Genomic DNA, 18,664 nt, shown 5'->3' on the forward strand with positions numbered 1-18,664 from the left:
GGGACAGCGGTGTGCGCTGTCCCGCGTGGACGTCACCCGTTGGGCCGTCACCCGTCCGGCCCTGTCTCCGTCGGGGCGCCGGTCCGGCCGTGGACCGTGCGGCCGCCGACCGCGCCGGGCCTCGCGCACCGCACCGCGTGCCGGATACCTATGGTGGGATGTGATGAGCCGTGACACCGAACGCCGTCGACCGGCCCCTCGGCCCGGATACGTGGCCGCGGCGTGCGTCTTCGCCGCCGGCATGATGGGCACCACCCTGCCCACGCCGCTGTACGGGCTGTACCGCCACCAGATCGGGTTCTCCGAGCTGACCGTCACCGTGGTCTTCGCCGTCTACGCGGTGGGCGTCATCGCCGCCCTGCTGGTGGCCGGTGACTTCTCCGATCTGCTGGGGCGACGCCCGGTGCTGCTGGCCGCGCTCGGGCTGGCCGCGCTCAGTGCGGTGTGCTTCCTCTGCGAGGCCGGGCTGCCGCTGCTGTACGTGGGACGGGTCCTGTCGGGGTTCTCCGCGGGCCTGTTGAGCGGCACCGGCACCGCGGCCGTCCTGGAGTTGGCACCGCCGGAGCGACGCACCCGCGCCGGTCTCGCGGCGACCGCGGCCAACATGGGCGGCCTCGGACTCGGTCCCCTCGTCTCCGGTGCCCTCGCCCAGTACACGCCCTGGCCGCTCAAGCTGCCCTTCCTCGTGCATCTGACGCTGCTGGCGGCCGCCGCCGTGGTCACCGTTCTGCTGCCGGAGACCGTACGCCGGTCCGGCCCACGGCCCCCGCTGCGCCCCCAGGGCATGAAGGTCCCGCCCGAAGTGCGCGGGGTGTTCGCGCCCTGCGCCCTCGCGGCCTTCGCCGGTTTCTCGCTGCTCGGCCTGTTCACCGCGGTCGCCCCGGCCTTCCTCGGCCAGACGCTCGGCGAGCGCAATCTGGCGGCGGTCGGAGCCGTCGTTTTCTCCGTGTTCTGCGCCTCGACCGGCGGACAGCTGCTCCAGGGGCGGGTGGGGACGCGCAGAGCCCTGCCGCTCGGCTGTCTGGTGCTCGTCGCCGGTCTCGTGCTCGTCGGGGTCTCACTGCTGCTGGAGTCGCTGCCGGTGCTCCTCCTGGGGGCCGTGACCGGCGGTGCCGGGCAGGGCATGGCGTTCCGGGCCGGTCTGACCGCGGTGAGCTCCGCGGCGCCCGAGACGCACCGGGGCGCCACCATCTCGGCGTTCTTCGTCGTCGCGTACGTGGGCATCTCGTTGCCCGTCGTGGGGATCGGCGCCCTGGCCGTGGCCCTCGGAGTGCGCGACGCAGGTGTGGTTTTCGCGGGCTGCGCGACCCTCCTCGTCGCCGGAGTGGGCACCGTCCTGTGGCGACGGCCGGCCCCGGATTCGTGACAGGATCCGGACGGCGGCAAGGGCTCCAACCGGTCGGCAGGCCGCCGTCACTCCAACGGGCGATCATTGCCCCGTTCGGGCCACGCGGCCGGGCCACCCGCCACGAACGGGTGAACACTCGGGGTCACGGAGACCTCGAGCAAAGCGAGAACGCCATGACAGCATCTGCGATCCACGGCACAGCGCGCCGCATACGAGGCGCGCACCTCACCGCGGTGGGGTGCGCCCTGGCCCTGTGCGCCGTCGGGGCAGCCCCCGCCGGCGCGGCCGACGCCACCTCCGACACCAAGCCCACCGTCGTCCTGGTGCACGGGGCGTTCGCGGACGCCTCCAGCTGGAACGGAGTTGTCGAACGGCTGCAACGGCAGGGCTACACCGTCGTCGCCCCGGCCAATCCGCTGCGCGGGCTGTACAACGACTCCACCTACATCGCCTCGGTGCTGAAGAGCATCAAGGGGCCGATCGTGCTGGTGGGCCACTCCTACGGCGGCGCGGTGATCAGCTCCGCCGCGGCAGGCAACAAGCAGGTGCGGTCACTTGTGTTCGTGTCGGCCCTGGTGCCGGACAAGGGCGAGAGCGGGATGTCGCTGTCCGGCAAGTTCCCGAGTGAACTCGCCAGTTCCCTCCGTTCCGTTCCGTACCGGGCCGGTGGAGGGATGAGCGGGACCGATCTCTACCTCCAGCCGGACAAGCTCCACCGGGTGTTCGCCGCCGATCTGCCGGAGAGCACGGCGCGCGTGCTCGCGGCGACCCAGCGGCCCGCGAGCACGCGCGCCTTCTCCGAGCGGGCCAAAGAGGCCGCCTGGCGCACGATTCCGTCCTGGTTCCTCGTCGCGAAGCAGGACATGACCATCAACCCGGCCCAGGAACGCTTCGAGGCGCAGCGTGCGGGTTCGCACATGGTGGAGATCGACTCCTCCCATGTAGCCATGATCTCCCACCCCGACGCCGTCACCGACCTCGTCCTCCAGGCCACGAAGTCGGCTGGTTCCGCAGAACAGTGACGACTCGTCAGTAATGACGAAAACCCGCCAGCAGTGACGATCCGTCAGAAGCGGCAATTCGCGTCGCGCCGGAGCCGGGCGAGCGCCGCCGGGCCCCGACCGTCAGGCCGTGCCCGCCTGTCCGGCCCGCGCGCCGAACGGCACGGAACCGCTGTCGACGCCGAGCGCCGGCCACTCAGTCGCGCGTCTTCGTGTCGGCGGAAGCCCGGCCGCCGATGGCCGCCGCGGCGCGTCGCAGCTCACCGAGAACGGTCCGGACGGCCGTGCGGGCCGTGCGTTCGGGGCGGTGGAGCGCGTCGACATGACGCCGTGCGCTCACACCGACCAGGGGCCTGAGAACCACGTCGGGATGCGGGCGGGCGGTCCAGCGCGGCATCAGGGCGATTCCGGCCCCGGCGGCCACGACTTCGGCGACCACCGCGAACTCGTTGATGCGATGGGCGAGGTGGAGCCGACGGTCGGCCGCCGCGGCGATGGCCTCGATGGTGGCCATCAGCGGGAAGCCGTCATGGACGGTGACCCAGGGCTCGCCGGCCACGTCACGGGGTTTCAGCCGCCGCTTGGCGGTCAACGGATGGCCGGCGGGCAGCGCGACGTCGAGCGGTTCGTGCAGCAGGGCGGTGGCGGACACGGTTCCCGGCCAGGGGGCGGCGTGGTCGAGGCGGTGGGCCAGGACGACGTCGTACTCGCGGGTGAGGAGCGGGAAGTCGTTCTGGGGGACGTCCTCGTCCGCGAACGTGAGTCTCGGAGAGCCCGGGGCGGACAGGGCGCGCACCAGGTGCGGCCAGAAGGCCGCGGCGGCGCTGTGGAAGGCCGCCACCGACACCAGGCCGTCGGCTTGGCCGAGGAACTCCTCGACGCTGTGGCGGGCCCGGGCCAGGGCGGCCTCGACCTCGATCGCGGCGCCGGCCAGAGCCCGGCCGGCGGGGGTGAGCACCAGCCGCCGGCCCTCGCGCTCGGTGAGCGGGACGGGGACCGAACGCTGCAACAGGCGCAGCTGCTGCGAGATCGCCGAAGGAGTGACCATCAGCGCCTCAGCCGCGGCCGTGACACTGCCCAGCTCGCCCAGCTCACGCAGGACCCGTAGCTGCCTCTCGTCCACAGCGACATTGTAGCCCTGCTAAATCTTTATTTCAGTAGCTGCTACTTGGCTTCATTGTCCTGGTCGGGCACCGTGGAGCGCATGCCTGACACACGTCGAACCGATCTGGTGCTCCTGATCGTCGCGATGGTCTGGGGATCCAGCTATCTGACGGCGAAGAACGCCACCGAGGTCGCTCCGGTCCTGGTGGTGCTGTTCCTGCGCTATCTCCTGTCCGCCCTGGCCGGCATGCCCCTCGTCCCGGCCCTCGCACGCCGGCGACAGGTTCCCTGGACCCGGGAGGAGATCCGCATCGGGTCGGTGCTGGGCCTGACCCAGACGGCGGTGCTGGTGCTGGAGATGTACGGCGTGGCGCACACCAGCGCCGCGAACGCGGGCCTGCTCATCAGTCTGACGCTGGTGATCACACCGCTGCTGGACCGCTCGGGCGGCCGCGGCAGGGTGCCCCCGCGCTTCTTCCTCGCCGCCGGCGTGTGCGTCGTGGCGGTCGGCCTGCTCACGTCGGTCCACGGGCTGCACACCCCCGGGGTGGGGGACGTCCTGATGCTGGCCGCGGCCGTGGTCCGAGCCGTCCATGTGGCCCTGGTCGGACGGCTCACCTCGGGCCGCGCGCTCAGGCCGCTCCAGCTGACGTCCGTACAGACCGTCGTCGGGGCGGTGCTGTGTCTCGCACCGGCCGCCGTGAGCGGTCGGGCGGCTGTGGCTCACATCACCGCCGGCACCTGGGCCCAGCTGGCGTATCTCGCCCTGTTCTGCAGCGTGTTCGCCTTCATCGCGCAGACCTGGGCCATCCAGCGGACCTCCGCGAGCAGGGCCAGCCTGCTGCTGGGCACCGAACCCGTGTGGGCAGCCGCCATCGGTATCGGCATCGGAGGCGAGCGTCTGACGGTCCTCGCCGCTCTCGGCGCGGTGCTGATGGTCGCGGGCACCTACTGGGGCCAGGCCATCGAGCAGGCGCACCGCACCGCCCAAGGGGCGACCGCCCCAGGGACGACTGCCGAAGAGACGACCGCCGAAGAGCCGGGAAGGGACGGCACGAGCCCGGCCACGACGCCGGTCGGCGCCTGACCTGCCCCCTTGCCGGACCACGCGGGACGTCGCGCCTCCTTTAGAGTGCTTCCGTCCCCTGCACGCGCCGGAGGCCCCGGCCCCGCGGCGCGTGCCGACCGTCCACGAGCACGACCGAGGAGCCACCGTGACCGACCCGACGTCCATATCCCTGCAGCAGGACATCGCCCGGGATCTCCAGGTGAGCGAGTCCTTCGACGCACAGCAGGAGATCGAGCGCCGGGTGGCCTTCCTCGCCGACCAGTTGACCTCCACGGGCCTGCGCTCGCTGGTCCTGGGCATCAGTGGCGGGGTGGACTCCTCGACCGCGGGCCGGCTGTGCCAGCTGGCGGTCGAGCGGGTGCGCGCCGCCGGGCAGGAGTCGACGTTCTTCGCGATGCGGCTGCCGTACGGCACCCAGGCCGACGAGAAGGACGCGCAGCGGGCGCTGGAGTTCATCCGGCCGGACCGGGTGCTGACCGTCGATGTGAAGCCCGCCAGCGACGCCGCGCTGGAGGCGGTGGTGGCCGGCGGCACCGTCTTCCGTGACGCGCACCACCAGGACTTCGTGCACGGCAACATCAAGGCCCGGCAGCGCATGATCGCCCAGTACGCGGTGGCGGGCGCTCACGAGGGCCTGGTCGTGGGCACCGACCACGCGGCCGAGGCGGTCTCCGGCTTCTTCACCAAGTTCGGCGACGGCGCCGCCGACGTGGTTCCGCTCACCGGCCTCACCAAGCGGCGGGTGCGGGCCCTGTCGGGGGCTCTGGGCGCACCGGCCGAACTGGTCTGGAAGACCCCGACCGCGGACCTGGAGACGCTGAACCCGGGCAAGCCCGACGAGGAGGCGCTCGGCGTCACCTACGACGACATCGACGACTTCCTGGAAGGCAAGCCGGTCGGTGAGGCCGCCTTCGCGGCGATCGTCCGCCGCTACCGGCTCACCGGGCACAAGCGACAGCTGCCGATCGCTCCCTGAGTCGCGCGCCTCCTCGGCCTGGCCAGACCCGCCGACGGGCCCCGTCCGGACGTCAGCGGGTGGCCGAGGAGTGCACGGCGGAGCGGGCCTCGCCCTCCACCAGCGTGATGCCTTCCTTCATCGACGGGCTGCCGTTCGAGAGGACCGCGACCAGATAGCGGTGTCCGTCCACCGTGATCTGCCCGATGCTGTTGACGTCCCACAGCCTGGTCGCGGTGCGCTGCAGCCAGCCGTTCTTCAGCGCCCACCCCGATTTCGTGGCGGCGGAGACGCCCCATGCCTGGTCGTCCTCGATACGGGTCATCAGCGTCCGGATGTACTCACGCGAGTCCTCGTTCAGTGCCGTGGAGCCGGTGTCGAACACCGCACGCAGCAGCCGTATCTGGTCCCGTGCCGTGGTCTGGGTCAGCCCCCACAGCAGACCGGGGCCACCCTTCGTCGTGGCCATGCCCAGTCGCTTGTTGGCCGCCTCCAGCCCCGGGGCCTGGCCGATCTGCTGCCACAGCGCGGTCGCCGAGTCGTTGTCGCTGTGCCGGATCATCGCCTCGGCGCGGGTGACCTCCTGCGGGGTCAGCGTCCGGCCCGCGTCCTGCGCCTGGAGCAGCACTGTCGCGAGGATGTCGACCTTGACGATGCTCGCGGTGTCGTACGGCGTGTCGTCGCCGTGCACAGTGGGCTCGCGGCCCGTGCCGTCCAGGCTGAGCACTGCGGACGTCACCCGCGGCTTGGCGTGCGGCTGCACGGGCGCGGGGGAGGGGGTGTGAGTGGTCGGGGTGGTGGCGGGCGTGGTCGACGCCACGGCCGCCTCGGCCGGGGCCGAGTGCAGGGCGCCGATCGAGATCAGCGTCGTCGCCGACGCCAGGAGCACACCGGCGCAGGCGACGGCACGCTTGCCCCGGCGCTTGTCCGTGGTGTCCGGCCGCCGCCGGGAGAACGGTCGAAAGAGCATGGTGGAGCAGCCTCAACGGTTCCTGGGGGAGGGGGCACTGAACGTCGAACGTAGACAAAACGCCCGTATGTCGCGGTGACCGCCATCACTCAGGGCCGTCTTTCGCCCCGAATTGTGGGCGGAACCACAGAGAAATGTGTGATCGGCGTCACGACGGCCGATGCTCACGGCCGCCGAGTTGCCCGACCCGCGCACCGACGCCCTCCCGGGCCTCACGCCCGGTCGCCGGTGCCCCCGTCAGGAACCGTCGGTGTCGGCGCACTGAGCGGGCGGCCTGAAGCACGCGTCGACGATCTTGCCGTCGGGGCAGCGCCGCGCCTGCCATTCGTCGGCCAGCGCGTCGACGAGCAGCATCCCGCGCCCGCCGAGCCGCTCCTCGCTCGGCGGCCGAGGCGTGGGCAGCCGGTCGGAGGTGTCGTGGACCAGCACGTGCAGACAGTGGGTGTCCCAGGTCAGCACCAACTGCGCGGAGCTGCGCGCGTGCACATGGGCGTTCGTCACGAGTTCCGAGACGGTCAGCAGGACCGCGTCCACCGTCTGCGGCGCGCACTCGGTCCAGCCCAGTGCCCTCAGGTGTTCGCGAACCCAGTCACGGGCCGCCTTCACCTCGCTGTTCAGCGGCAGGGAGCGCGCCCAACCCACCGCCCTCACCGATGATCCGCTCACCGTGTCCCTCCCAGCCGAGACCGTGTGAGCACCGGGTACCCGCCCGGCCCCTGTTGACGCCGCCCGGTGCGGGCCCGTTCGGCGCGGGACATGGCAGGGCGAGAAGGCGCTCACGCCGTGCCGTCCGGGAGTTCGGCGTCGTCGTCGGCGGCGCTGCGGGCCGCCGAGAGGTAGTTGTAGGCGGAGGCCCGGGAGATGCCGAGCCGTGCCGCGACCTGCTGCACCGCGCCGCGTACGGCGAACACCCCGCGCCGGTCGAGGTCGCGGAACAGCTGAAGCCGTTCCGCACGGCCGAGTTGGCTCCATGACTTGTTCTGGCGGAGCTGGTGCTCGTCGACGATGGCGTCCAGCACCGCGCCGATGTCGTCGCCGAACGTCGTGGTCGGTACGGCCGCGGGGGAGACGCCGACACCGGCGATCTCGCCTATCAGGGCGTGGGCCTGGTTGACGGCGGTGATGTCGAGGTTGACGCACAGGGCGCCGAAGACCGCGCCGCCGGAGTCACGGAGCACCATGGTCGACGACTTGACCATCTTCCCGTCCTGGGTGCGGGTGAGGTAGTTCAGCTCGTCGCGCGCCTGGTCGCCGCGCGCCAGGAGCTGCATGCCGATCTCGCTCATGGACCCGCCGGGGCCGCGCCCGGTGACCGAGCCGGCGAGGGCGACGATGGAGTGCTCGGGCTGCCGGAAGTCATGGATCACCACCTCGCAGAAGGACCCGAGGGTCGCGGCGATCCCGTCGATCACGGGGGTGAGGGCGGCGATGATGGCGTCCTGCTCACCGGCCGTCGCCCCGGACCTGACCGGACCCGCCGTGCCCCCGGCCCGGACACCGGACCGGCCGGAGCCCTCGGGGCGCCCGTCCTCGGCCTCACTCATGCCTGACCGCCCATCCGCCGTCCGCCCGTCTCCGTGGTCAGCCCGTCTGACCTGTGCCACAACGATGCTCCCAGTTCTTGGACGTCGAGTACAGGCTCTGGACAACAATTCCAAGCTGCGTAAGAGTGGCGGCGACGACGATCGCAGGGCGCTCATCCGCGACCCGGAACGGAGCACGAACATGACCGACACCCAGCGCGTCACCCTGGAGGACGTGCAGGACGCCGCGGCGCGGATCAAGGGCGTGGCCCACCGCACCCCGGTGCTGCGTTCACGCACTCTGGACCGGCTGGTCGGCGCCGAGGTCTTCGTCAAGTGCGAGAACTTCCAGCGCGTCGGCGCCTTCAAGTTCCGCGGCGCGTACAACGCCGCGTCACGGCTGTCCCCCGAGCAATTGGCGAAGGGGATCGCCGCGTACTCCTCCGGCAACCACGCGCAGGCCGTCGCCCTGACCGCACGGGAGCTCGGGACCAGCGCCGTGATCGTCATGCCGGAGGACACGCCGCGCTCCAAGCGGGAGGCGACCGCCGGATACGGGGCGGAGATCATCACCTACGACCGCTACACGGGCGACCGGGTCGCGATCGGGGAAGCGCTCGCCGCCGATCGGGGTCTCGCGCTCGTACCGCCCTATGAGCATCCGCATGTCATCGCGGGGCAGGGCACGGCGGCCCTCGAACTGATCGAGGAAGTGGGAGAGTTGGACGCGGTCGTGGTGCCGGTCGGCGGCGGCGGGCTGATCGCCGGGACCGCCACGGCCGCCAAGGGACTCCACCCTGCCATGCGGGTGATCGGCGTCGAGCCGGAGGCCGGCGACGACACCAAGCGCTCCCTGGAAGCGGGCCGGCGGGTGTCCGTCCCGGTCCCGCGCACCATCGCCGACGGCCAGGCCGCGGACATTCCCGGTGAACTGACCTTCTCCGTCAACCAGCGGCTGGTGGACGAGATAGCCCTGGTCAGCGACGAGGGGATCCGGGACGCCATGCGGTTCGCCTTCGAACGCATGAAGCTCGTCATCGAACCGAGCGGCGCGAGCGGCCTGGCCGCACTGCTGGGCCACCGGATCGCCCCCCTGCCCCGCAGGATCGGTGTCATCGTCTCGGGCGGCAACATCAGCGCCGAGCGGTTCGGCGAGATCGTCGGCTGCTGACCGCCTCGCACAGGGCTGCGCCCGACCGGGCGCAGCCCTGTGAGCGTACACATGCCGACGTCCTCGTGTGCCGGACACGGGGGAGTCGTCCTCGCGGCCCCGGCCGAGGGACTATCGTGCCCTCATGTCCGTCGATCTCATCCGCATCGTCTCCCGTGACTCCCCCATGGCGCTCGCCCAGGTGGAGCGAGTCCGTGCCGGACTGGCCGCGCTGCACCCGACGGTGCGCACCGAGGTGATCCCGGTGAAGACGACCGGTGACAAGTGGATGGGCGACCTCTCGCAGGTGGAGGGAAAGGGCGCCTTCACCAAGGAGGTCGACGCGGCGCTGCTGGCCGGTGAGGCCGATCTGGCGGTCCACTGCGTCAAGGACATCCCCGCCGACCGTCCGCTGCCGGCGGGCACGATGTTCGCGGCCTTCCTCAAGCGCGACGACATCCGGGACGCCCTGGTCGACTCGGCGGGCCGCACCCTCGACGAACTCCCCGCCGGTACCCGTATCGGCACCTCCTCCGTGCGCCGGACCGCCCAGCTCGCCGCGTCCCACCCGCATCTGCAGTGCGTTCCGATGCGCGGCAACGCCAACCGCCGTCTGGAGAAGCTCGCCGCGGGGGACGCCGACGCCCTGCTCCTCGCCCTCTCCGGCCTGCGCCGGATCGACCGTGCCGACGTGGTCACCGAGATCCTGCCGGTGGAGACGATGATTCCGCCGATCGGCGCGGGCGTCCTCGCCCTGCAGTGCCGTGAGGACGACACCGAGACCATCGAGACCGTCAGTGGCCTCGGTGACCCGGACACGCACCGTGAGACCCTCGCCGAGCGTATGTTCCTGCATGTCCTGCAGGGCCACTGCAACAGCCCGATCGCCGGGTTCGCCCGCTCCGACCGGAGCGGTGAGCTCTCCCTGCGCGCCTGTGTGTTCACTCCCGACGGCAAGACCGTGCTCAACGCCCACGAGTGGGCCGGCCGCCTCGATCCGGCCACCCTCGGCACCTCCGTCGCCGTGGCCCTCCTCCGGCAGGGCGCACGCGAACTGATCGACAGCATCGCCCACTGAGCGCCTTGAACCGGCCGCCCACGCACGCCTCGTCGACAAGCCCCTGGTCAACTCCTGTGTGACCGGGGGCTTTCGGTGTGAACCGCCGGTGCTGTCGGAGCGGGCCGGGCCGGGGCGATGCGCGGTGGCGGTCTGGTATGTCGGATTCCTGGGTTTCGTGTGTCTTCCCCGGCCCCCCGGTGCCGCTTCCCGCTGCTTTCCGAGGCGCGTGCCGGGCCCGGCACGCAGCCCGGACCGGACGCCGGTCCTCGCAACTCTCTCAGCGCCCTCTCAGCAGCCACCGGACAGGCTGGAGGGGTGACCGACAGGCGAGCCAGCACCCTGCGCACGGGAAAGAGTGAGCCCTTATGGCCTCCCACACCTCGGCCCCGCCCCTGTCTCCAGTCGGAGGTCGCACCGGCCCCAGGAAGGCGGGCCAGATCCGTCGACTGCACGGCTTCTACGAGGCGGCCTGTGACCGGGCGCCGTCGTCGATGGCGCTCGAGTGCGACGGGCGGCGGCTGACCTACGCCGACCTCGACGCCCGCGCCAATCAGATCGCCCACTGTCTGCGCCGCGCGGGGATCGGCCCGGGCGACCGCGTAGGGCTGCTGCTGCCGCGCTCGATCGACATGTACGCGTCACTGCTGGGCGTCAGCAAGGCGGGCGCGGCGTTCATCCCCATCGACCCCGCGTCCCCGCCCGACCGGGTCTCCTTCATCCTGGACGACGCCGGTGCCACCGTACTGCTGACCGTGCCCGCACCGGCCCCCGGAGCTTCGTCACCGGCGCGGACACCGGCCCGGTGCAGCCTGATCGACCTCGACGCGTGCGCCCGCGAACTCGCCTCCCAACCCACCAGCCGCCCGTCTCCCGCGCACGCGAACGGGAGCGATCCGCTCGCGTACATCATGTACACCTCCGGATCCAGCGGCAGGCCCAAGGGCGTGCAGATCGCCCAGTCGAGCATCTGCAACTTCCTTCGCGTCGTCACCCCGATCTACGACGTACGCGCCCATGACCGGGTGTACCAGGGCATGACCATCTCGTTCGACTTCTCCATCGAGGAGATCTGGCCGACGTGGGCGGCGGGCGCCACCGTCGTCGCCGGTCCGGCCGGTCCCGGGCGACTCGGCGACGACCTCGCCGACTTCCTGGAGCAGCACGGCGTCACGGTGCTGTACTGCGTCCCGACGCTGCTGGCCACCATTCCGCGGGAAGTGCCGCGGATCCGCACCATCGCCGTCGGCGGCGAGGCCTGCCCGGGACAGCTCGTCGAGCGGTGGAGCAGGCCGGGGCGCCGCATCCTCAACACCTACGGACCCACCGAGGCCACCGTCACCGCCACCTGGAAGGAACTGCTTCCCGGACGGCCCGTGACCATCGGGCGGCCGCTGCCGACGTACTCCGTGGTGCTGCTCGACGAGATGTGCCGGCCCGTGCCGCCCGGCACCGTCGGCGAGATCTGCCTGGGCGGCCCCGGTCTCGCCCGTGGCTATGTGGGCAGGCCGGACCTGACCGCCGACCGCTTCATCGAGCACCCGGAGGCGCCCCAGGGCGGCCGGCTCTACCGCACCGGGGACCTCGGGCGGATCAATGACGACGGCGACATCGAATACCTGGGCCGGGCCGACTCCGAAGTCAAGATCCGCGGCTACCGGGTCGCCCTCGACGAGATCGACAACGTACTCCTGGAGGACCCCGGCGTGGCCGAGGCGGTCACCGCGCTGGTCCCGGTCCCCGGCACCCCCGAGCGCGCCCCGGACAGTCAGGACGCGTGCGACGACGGCGAGGACGGCAGGACTCTCGCCGCCTACGTCGTACGCGCCCTGGAGCACCCCGCCCCGGACGCGCCCGGCGGCGACGCCCCCGCTGACGACGGCCTCGCCGCCCGGCTGCACGAGCGCCTGCGCCGCACCCTGCCCTCCTACATGGTGCCGGCGTACCTCGACGTCCTGGACCGGCTTCCGGCCATGCCCAGCGGCAAGGTCGACCGCCGCCGGCTGCCCGCCCCGACCTGCCGCCTGGTCATGGGCGGCGGGCCGGTCACGCCCGCCCGCGGCCCGTGGGAGATGAGGGTGCGGGACGTCTGGGCGCAGCTCCTCGGCATCGCCCCCGACCAACTGTCCGCCGAGGCGGACTTCTTCACCGACCTGGGCGGCCATTCCCTGTTGGCCGCCCGGGTCGTGTCCGTGCTGCGCGGCAGGAACGGCGAGGCCGGCCCCACGCTGCGTGACCTCTACGGGCACCCGACCGTGCGGACGTTCGCGGCGCGACTGCGCACCGCGGCCGCCACCGCACCGTCGGTGGCGCCGCCCCGCCCGGAGCCCCTCCGCCACCGCGGCGGCCGGATCGCGCTCGCCGGGCTGGCTCAGATGGCAGTGCTCTATCTCGTGCTGCTCCTGTTCACGTTGCCCGTCGCCCTCTACGCCACCGAGCACAACGAGATCGCGGACTGGTCGCTCGTGGAGCTGGCCGGCATCGCACTGGCCGGGTACGGCGTCATGCGCTGGATCGTGCCCTTCGTCCTGGTGCGCCCGCTCGCTGAGGGCATCCGCCCGGGCCGCTACCCGCTCTGGGGAGCGACCTATCTGCGTCTGTGGGGGGTCAGTCTGCTCCTCGGCCTCAGCCCGCTGCGAACCCTCAGCGGTTCCCCGATGATGGCCCCTTGCCTGCGGCTGCTCGGCGCCCGTGTGGGAGCCCGCACCACCATCGCCACCGGCATGGTCTCCCTGCCGGCCCTGGTGACCATCGGCAGCGACACGGCGATCGGCTACGGGGCCTCGCTGCGCGCCTGGCAGGTCGCGGACGGTTGGGTGACGGTCGCCCCGATCACGATCGGCGAAGCAGCGTTCGTCGGCGCCAACGCGGTGCTCGAACCCGGCGCCCGTATGGGAGACCGGTCCGCGCTCGGGGAACAGTCCGTCCTCGCCCCGGACGAGGCGGTCCCCGACGGGGCACGCCGGGCCGGATCCCCCGCACGCCCGGTCGAGACCCTCGCCCCGGCCGTCGAGACCATGCTGCGCAGGCACGGCGGTACGGACCGCTGGCAGCCCCGGCAACTGGCCGCAGCAGTGCTCGGCCTCGTCCTTCTGGAGCTGGCCGTACCGGCCATGGGCCTGCCGTGCCTGGCACTGTTCTGGTTCGTCTGGGGGCGCTGGGGCATGGGACCGGGCCTCGCGGCCATCGCCCTCGTCGGCCCGCTCTGGGTGGTCACGGTGTGCTGCGTGGTCGCCGTCGGCAAACGTGTGGTCCTGCCCGAGCTGCCCGTCGGCATCCATCCGGCCCGTTCCGCGCTCGGTGTGCGCAAGTGGATCGCGGACAAACTGCTGGAGTCCAGCCTCACGTTCACCAACTCGCTCTACGCCACCCTCTACACCGTGCCCTGGCTGCGGCTGCTCGGCGCACGCGTCGGCCGCGGCGCCGAGGTGTCCACCGCCGCGTACATCGACCCGGACCTGCTCACCCTGGGGGAGAGCAGCTTCGTGGCGGACATGGCGAGCGTCGGGTCCGCCGCCTTCGCGGCCGACCGGGTGGCCTTCGGGCCCACCGAGGTGGGCAGCCGCGCCTTCGTCGGCAACGCGGCGCTGATACCGGCGGGAACGGAGCTGGGAGCGGGCTCGCTGGTCGGCGTGGGGACCGTCCCGCCGCGGGACCGGGTGCCCGACGGCACCACCTGGCTGGGCTCGCCCGCGCTGCGGCTGCCGGTGCGTCAGAGCAGCGGCTCGTACCCCGAGGAACTGACCTACCGGCCGACCCGTGGCGCGGTCCTGGTCCGCCTCACCATCGAGTTCTTCCGTGCCACCGTGCCGCCCGCCGTGCTGGCGTCCAGCGTCTACCTCTATCTGACGGTGCTGTCCGGTGTGGCCCGGCGTGTGGGGCCGGCGGCGGTGCTCGTGTCGCCGTTCCTGGCCATGGCCGGGTCCCTCGCCGTCATCGCGTTCTGCGTGGCCCTCAAGCGCCTGGTCGTCGGCACGTACCGGCCGCGCGTCGAGCCGCTGTGGAGCCTGTTCGTCCGGCGTACGGAGTTCGTCACGGGTGTCTTCGAGGCCGCCGCGGTCCCGGCCGGGGTGGGTACGCTGGTGGGCACACCGTTCCTGCCACCGGTACTCCGTCTCTTCGGTGCCCGCATCGGCCGGCGCACCTGGATCGGCACCACCTACCTCACCGAGTTCGACCTGGTGGAGGTGGGTGACGACGCCACGATCGACACCAACGTCTCGTTGCAGACCCACCTGTTCGAAGACCGCGTGATGAAGATGTCCAAGGTCACCGTCCACGCCGGCGCCAGCATTGGAACCCGGGCGATCGTGCTGTACGACGCGGTGGTCGGCGAGGGCGTCCGGCTCGGGCCGCTGTCGCTGGTCATGAAGGGCGAGCGGCTGACGCCGGGGACGAGCTGGCGCGGGCTGCCCGCCGAAGGACTGGTGGAGCGCTCCACCACGGGGCCGCGGGAACGGCTGCCCGTCCGCGCCGACGAGGGCGCGGAGCACGAGGAACAGGAAGAAAGGTCGGCGAACCGGACATGACCTATTCCGCGAGTCCCGGCGGCGGACATCGCCCCCTCGCGCTTGTCTACCGGGGACCCGCCTCGAAGCCCGGCTGCCCCGAGGCGGTCGCCGCACTCCTCGCCGAGGGCCCCTGGAACCTGGACGTGCGCTTCACCGGCCCCCGCCAGGAAATGCCGCTGTCGGCCGAGTCGCTGTCCCGGGCCCGCGTGTACGCCCAGCCGGGCGGCGGCACGCTGCGCTGGGCCTACTGGAGGCTGCGGCGACGGCGGGACGCCATCCGTGACTTCGTCCAGGGCGGCGGCCGCTACCTGGGCTTCTGCCTGGGCGGCTATCTGGCCGGGGCCACGCCCGGATTCGGTCTGCTGCCCGGCGACACCGACCAGTACATCTCCTCGCCCGGTTGCTCGGTCCACGACGAGAGCAACACCCTGGTCGGGGTGCGGTGGCACGGCCGGCCCCGCACCGTGTTCTTCCAGGACGGGCCGTACTTCGTGCTCGACCAGGGGGCGGACGCCACCGTCCTGGCCACCTACGACAACGGCACGCCCGCCATGGTGGTGTCCCGGTTCGGGGCCGGCCGCGTCGGCGTCACCGGCCCGCACCCGGAGGCCACGGAGGACTGGTACACCGACGAAGGCCTGCCGCTCCAGTACACCCTCGACCTGGCGCGGGACCTCGTGGAGTCGACCCTGGCACCGTGACCGGGGCGCCCCGCGGCGAGGGAAGGACCCGTGCGCCGTCCCGGAGACCACAGGGGGCGCCTCCACCACGGCAAGTCGGAGGGACCATGGGAGGAGGAGGCCGGGGGCGCGTGTGCCGGGGACCGCCGGCGGTGCCGGCCCGCCCCACTCCGTACCGGCGCCCGCCGCAGGCGTCACGGGGAGGCCTCCCGAAGGAGGCGGTGCACGGTGATCACGCGAGTGCGGATGCCGCACCGGCATCTGACGCCGTCGGCCAGGTCCGGGCCGCCACGGGAGCCGCCGAGGCCGCCCACACAGCCGCCCCGGGCGGGCTGGCAGTGGTGGATCATGCCGCTGGTCTGGGTGCTCTTCCTGGTCGTCCTCATGCTCGTCCGCGCCCCCAGCGGCACGCCACCCACTCACCTCACCTACACCGACTTCGTCGGCAAGGTCGGCGTGGGCCAGGTGAAGACCGTCGACATCAACGACAAGGGTGGGGTCAGCGGCACCCTGAAGAACGGCACCAAGTTCACCACCCAGCTGCCGACGGCGCTGGGCACGGGGCAACTCCAGCAGCAGCTCCAGTCCCAGCATGTGCAGATCACCGCGTCCCAGAGCAAGGGCGGCGGCAACGCGTTCACGTCGATCCTGTCCGCTCTGCTGCCGGTGCTGCTCCTCGTCGGCGTCTTCTACTGGTTCGGCCGCCGCGCCGCGCGGTCCATGACGGGCGGGCTGAGCGCCATCGGCCGTTCCCGCGCGAAGATCATCGAGGCGGAGCGCCCGACCACCGGGTTCGACGACGTGGCCGGCTACGACGGCGTCAAGCAGGAGATCAGCGAGGTCGTCGACTTCCTGCGCAACCCGGCCCGGTACGCCGCCGCAGGCGCCAAGGGCCCGCGCGGTGTGATCATGGTCGGGCCGCCCGGCACCGGCAAGACGCTCTTCGCCCGCGCCGTCGCCGGAGAGGCCGATGTGCCGTTCCTGTCCGTGACCGGATCGGCCTTCGTCGAGATGTTCGTCGGGGTGGGCGCGTCCCGGGTGCGGGATCTGTTCGACGAGGCCCGCAAGCGTGGGCCGTCCATCATCTTCATCGACGAGATCGACGCCGTCGGCGCCCGGCGCGCGGGCACCGGCCGGATCGGGGGCAACGACGAACGCGAGCAGACCCTCAACCAGTTGCTGGCCGAGATGGACGGCTTCGACCAGTCCACCGGCATCGTCGTCCTCGCCGCCACCAACCGGCCCGAGGCCCTCGACCCCGCGCTGCTGCGCCCGGGCCGATTCGACCGCCAGGTCACCGTCCCGCTGCCCAACCAGGCCGAACGGGCCGCCATCCTCCGGGTCCACGCCCGCGGCAAGACCCTCGCCCCCGACGTCGACCTGGACATCGTCGCCCGGGCCACACCGGGTTTCTCCGGCGCGGACCTCGCCAACCTGGTCAACGAGGGCGCCATCAACGCCGTCCGGGCGGACCGCACCCTGATCGAGCCCGACGACCTCGACGCCGCCCGCGACCGCGTCCTGCTCGGCCGCCGCGAGGCGTCCAACGCCCTGCTGCCCGAGGAGCGCCACGCCGTCGCCGTGCACGAGTCGGGCCACGCCCTGGTCGCCGCGCTGTGCGAGCACGCCGACCCCGTCGCCAAGGTCACCGTCCTGCCGTCGGGCATGACCCTCGGGGTGACCGAGCAACTGCCCGAGGCCGAGCGCCATCTGTACAGCGAGGGCTATCTGACCGATCTGCTCGCGGTCCGGCTCGGCGGCCGGGCCGCCGAACTCGTCGTCTTCGGGGAAGGGTCCAGCGGCGCCGCCAACGACCTGTCCGGCGCCACCCATATCGCCACGCGGATGGTCCGCGACTTCGGCCTCTCGCCCGCCGTCGGCCCGGTCGGCTACGCGACCGCACATCCGAGCCAGCTGGGCGAGACGACCGAGGAGGGCGCCCCGCAGCCGTACTCGCAGCAGACGCAGCGGATCATCGACCAGGAGGCCGCACGCCTGCTCCGCGAGGCCGAGGAGCGGGCGACCGGGCTGCTCCGGGACCACCGCCGGGCCCTGGACCGGCTCAGCGATCTGCTCGTCGTACGGGAGACCGTCGACGGTTCCGCGGTGCTCGACGTGCTCCGGCAGGAGGAGCGGGAGCGGCGGGATGCCGACGGCGGGCCGACGGACCGTGCCCCCGGCGATCTGCGCCCCCTGCCGCCGCAGGCCCGCGTCCCGGGCGAGGGAGACCGCTCGGCGGGGCCGGCGGCGGACCACGAGACGCCGGGCACCGGCGGGCCGGCCGACGGTTCGGCCTGACGGCGCGGCGGTCCGAGTCGGTTCGCCCGCTCCGCCCCGGCGGGTTCAACGCGAAGTGAGCGGCACCGCGATGACCGGGCAGCGGGCACGGCGCAGTACGGCCCGGCTCACCGAGCCCAGCAGCGCGCCCGTGAAGGCGCCATGACCCCGGGTCCCCACGACGGGGCCGAGCGCGTCGGCGGACGCCTCGGTCAGCGCCTCCGCCGGATGGCCGCTGACGAGTTCATGGCGCAGCTCCACGTCCGGGTACGCGGCACCGCGGCCGGCCACGCTCTCGTGGAGCAGACGCCGGCATTCCTGCCGCGCCGACTGTGCGTCGAGCACCCCGAGCAGGCCCGGCCGCCAGACGTACAGCGCCCGCAGCGCCGCGCCGTGCAGGGACGCCTCCTCGAAGGCGAAGGCGAAGGCGAAGGCGAAGGCGACGGCGGCGGTGCAGCGTGCGCTGCCGTCCACGCCGACGACGACGTACGGGGGCTGCTCGGGGACGTGCTCCGGCTCGGGCACCACCACCACGGGGCAGCGGGCATGCGCCAGGACGGACAGGGCGACCGCGGCGGAGCCGAACAGCCCCAGCGCCAGGTTCAGATGCCGGGATCCCAGCACGAGGGCCGTTGCATCGTGGCTCTGCTCCTGAAGGATCTGCGCCGGGTGCCCCTCCACCGGCAGGGCGGACACCTCCACCCCCGGCCGCCGGGCCGCCACGAAGGCCGCCGCCCGCTGGAGCGCCTGCTCCCCGGCCGCGTGCACCGTGCGGTTCTGTGCCTCCCACGAGGCCGGCACATCCCAGCGGCGCAGCTCGGTGGTCGGCACGCTCTCGGCATGGACCAGACGAAGCGGCGTCCCGCGCCGCTCGGCCTCGTCGGCCGCCCAGGCCAGCGCCGTCCGCCGTGCGGGGTCGGGGTCGACACCGGCCACGATCGGCCGGCGGGCATCCGATCGGGACATCGTCATCTCCTGCGGATCGGGCTTCGGCGCGTCGCGACTTCGACGATCTGTCA

Annotated in this window: 14 protein-coding genes; 9 read left to right on the forward strand and 5 right to left on the reverse strand. The window is 72.5% G+C overall.

From position 1 onward, the window contains the following. Window positions 1–163 precede the first annotated feature (163 nt). On the forward strand, window positions 164–1,366 hold the full coding sequence (locus ACFYX0_RS16055) for an MFS transporter (RefSeq protein ID WP_388970691.1): 1,203 nt from the start codon (window positions 164–166) through the stop codon (window positions 1,364–1,366). Window positions 1,367–1,521: 155 nt separating this feature from the next. Next, window positions 1,522–2,370: an alpha/beta fold hydrolase gene (locus ACFYX0_RS16060; RefSeq protein ID WP_388970693.1), complete on the forward strand. Its 849-nt coding sequence runs from the start codon at window positions 1,522–1,524 to the stop codon at window positions 2,368–2,370. Window positions 2,371–2,545: 175 nt separating this feature from the next. Here the strand turns inward: ACFYX0_RS16060 and ACFYX0_RS16065 are convergent, their stop codons facing one another. After that, window positions 2,546–3,472: a LysR family transcriptional regulator gene (locus ACFYX0_RS16065; RefSeq protein WP_388970695.1), complete on the reverse strand. Its 927-nt coding sequence runs from the start codon at window positions 3,470–3,472 to the stop codon at window positions 2,546–2,548. A gap of 81 nt (window positions 3,473–3,553) precedes the next feature. Here ACFYX0_RS16065 and ACFYX0_RS16070 point away from each other — a divergent pair, with 81 nt between their 5' ends. Together ACFYX0_RS16070 and nadE are read left to right on the forward strand one after the other, a co-directional pair. After that, window positions 3,554–4,540 carry a DMT family transporter gene (locus tag ACFYX0_RS16070; RefSeq protein WP_388970697.1) on the forward strand — a complete coding sequence of 329 codons (987 nt, stop codon included), beginning with the start codon at window positions 3,554–3,556 and terminating at the stop codon, window positions 4,538–4,540. Window positions 4,541–4,667: 127 nt separating this feature from the next. After that, a complete protein-coding gene (gene nadE, locus ACFYX0_RS16075) occupies window positions 4,668–5,498 on the forward strand; it encodes an ammonia-dependent NAD(+) synthetase (protein WP_355917677.1) in 831 nt (276 codons plus the stop codon). 52 nt (window positions 5,499–5,550) lie between these two features. Here the strand turns inward: nadE and ACFYX0_RS16080 are convergent, their stop codons facing one another. The 3 genes from ACFYX0_RS16080 to ACFYX0_RS16090 form a co-directional block, all read right to left on the reverse strand. Further along, on the reverse strand, window positions 5,551–6,447 hold the full coding sequence (locus ACFYX0_RS16080) for a serine hydrolase (protein WP_388970699.1): 897 nt from the start codon (window positions 6,445–6,447) through the stop codon (window positions 5,551–5,553). Between the two features lie 237 nt (window positions 6,448–6,684). Next, the gene (locus ACFYX0_RS16085) at window positions 6,685–7,113 is read right to left on the reverse strand and encodes an ATP-binding protein (protein ID WP_388970701.1); all 429 of its coding nucleotides are present in this window, start codon (window positions 7,111–7,113) and stop codon (window positions 6,685–6,687) included. Between the two features lie 110 nt (window positions 7,114–7,223). Further along, on the reverse strand, window positions 7,224–7,991 hold the full coding sequence (locus ACFYX0_RS16090) for a transcriptional regulator (RefSeq protein WP_388970703.1): 768 nt from the start codon (window positions 7,989–7,991) through the stop codon (window positions 7,224–7,226). A gap of 181 nt (window positions 7,992–8,172) precedes the next feature. On the opposite strand from ACFYX0_RS16090, the gene ACFYX0_RS16095 reads away from it, so the two are divergent. The 5 genes from ACFYX0_RS16095 to ftsH all read left to right on the forward strand — a co-directional run bounded on the left by ACFYX0_RS16095 (window position 8,173) and on the right by ftsH (window position 17,666). Next, complete coding sequence (locus ACFYX0_RS16095) at window positions 8,173–9,141, forward strand: threo-3-hydroxy-L-aspartate ammonia-lyase (protein WP_388970705.1); 969 nt, start codon at window positions 8,173–8,175, stop codon at window positions 9,139–9,141. A 124-nt stretch (window positions 9,142–9,265) separates the two neighbouring features. Then, window positions 9,266–10,198, forward strand: a complete 933-nt coding sequence (gene hemC / locus ACFYX0_RS16100) for a hydroxymethylbilane synthase (protein ID WP_388970707.1) — start codon at window positions 9,266–9,268, stop codon at window positions 10,196–10,198. Between the two features lie 347 nt (window positions 10,199–10,545). Then, window positions 10,546–14,706 carry a Pls/PosA family non-ribosomal peptide synthetase gene (locus ACFYX0_RS16105; RefSeq protein WP_388970709.1) on the forward strand — a complete coding sequence of 1,387 codons (4,161 nt, stop codon included), beginning with the start codon at window positions 10,546–10,548 and terminating at the stop codon, window positions 14,704–14,706. Further along, window positions 14,703–15,389 (forward strand): BPL-N domain-containing protein, encoded by a 687-nt coding sequence (locus ACFYX0_RS16110; RefSeq protein ID WP_388970711.1) that lies wholly within the window; start codon window positions 14,703–14,705, stop codon window positions 15,387–15,389. Before ACFYX0_RS16105 ends, ACFYX0_RS16110 begins: the two co-directional genes overlap by 4 nt. Before the next feature lie 207 nt (window positions 15,390–15,596). Then, window positions 15,597–17,666 (forward strand): ATP-dependent zinc metalloprotease FtsH, encoded by a 2,070-nt coding sequence (gene ftsH / locus ACFYX0_RS16115; RefSeq protein ID WP_388970712.1) that lies wholly within the window; start codon window positions 15,597–15,599, stop codon window positions 17,664–17,666. Between the two features lie 45 nt (window positions 17,667–17,711). On the opposite strand, the gene ACFYX0_RS16120 is transcribed toward ftsH, so the two are convergent. Continuing rightward, on the reverse strand, window positions 17,712–18,611 hold the full coding sequence (locus ACFYX0_RS16120) for a universal stress protein (RefSeq protein ID WP_388970714.1): 900 nt from the start codon (window positions 18,609–18,611) through the stop codon (window positions 17,712–17,714). Window positions 18,612–18,664: the final 53 nt, after the last annotated feature.

It is taken from the genome of Streptomyces sp. NPDC002573 (assembly GCF_042889625.1).
Lineage (GTDB): Bacteria > Actinomycetota > Actinomycetes > Streptomycetales > Streptomycetaceae > Streptomyces > Streptomyces gibsoniae.

What these genes read in the sequence shown, in the direction of transcription:
- ACFYX0_RS16080 (WP_388970699.1), bottom strand. Translation starts at nt 6,447, where the DNA reads ATGCTCTTTCGACCGTTCTCCCGGCGGCGGCCGGACACCACGGACAAG.
- ACFYX0_RS16120 (WP_388970714.1), bottom strand. Translation starts at nt 18,611, where the DNA reads ATGTCCCGATCGGATGCCCGCCGGCCGATCGTGGCCGGTGTCGACCCC.
- hemC (WP_388970707.1), top strand. Translation starts at nt 9,266, where the DNA reads ATGTCCGTCGATCTCATCCGCATCGTCTCCCGTGACTCCCCCATGGCG.
- ACFYX0_RS16110 (WP_388970711.1), top strand. Translation starts at nt 14,703, where the DNA reads ATGACCTATTCCGCGAGTCCCGGCGGCGGACATCGCCCCCTCGCGCTT.
- ACFYX0_RS16090 (WP_388970703.1), bottom strand. Translation starts at nt 7,991, where the DNA reads ATGAGTGAGGCCGAGGACGGGCGCCCCGAGGGCTCCGGCCGGTCCGGT.
- ACFYX0_RS16105 (WP_388970709.1), top strand. Translation starts at nt 10,546, where the DNA reads ATGGCCTCCCACACCTCGGCCCCGCCCCTGTCTCCAGTCGGAGGTCGC.
- ACFYX0_RS16060 (WP_388970693.1), top strand. Translation starts at nt 1,522, where the DNA reads ATGACAGCATCTGCGATCCACGGCACAGCGCGCCGCATACGAGGCGCG.
- ACFYX0_RS16095 (WP_388970705.1), top strand. Translation starts at nt 8,173, where the DNA reads ATGACCGACACCCAGCGCGTCACCCTGGAGGACGTGCAGGACGCCGCG.
- ACFYX0_RS16055 (WP_388970691.1), top strand. Translation starts at nt 164, where the DNA reads ATGAGCCGTGACACCGAACGCCGTCGACCGGCCCCTCGGCCCGGATAC.
- ACFYX0_RS16070 (WP_388970697.1), top strand. Translation starts at nt 3,554, where the DNA reads ATGCCTGACACACGTCGAACCGATCTGGTGCTCCTGATCGTCGCGATG.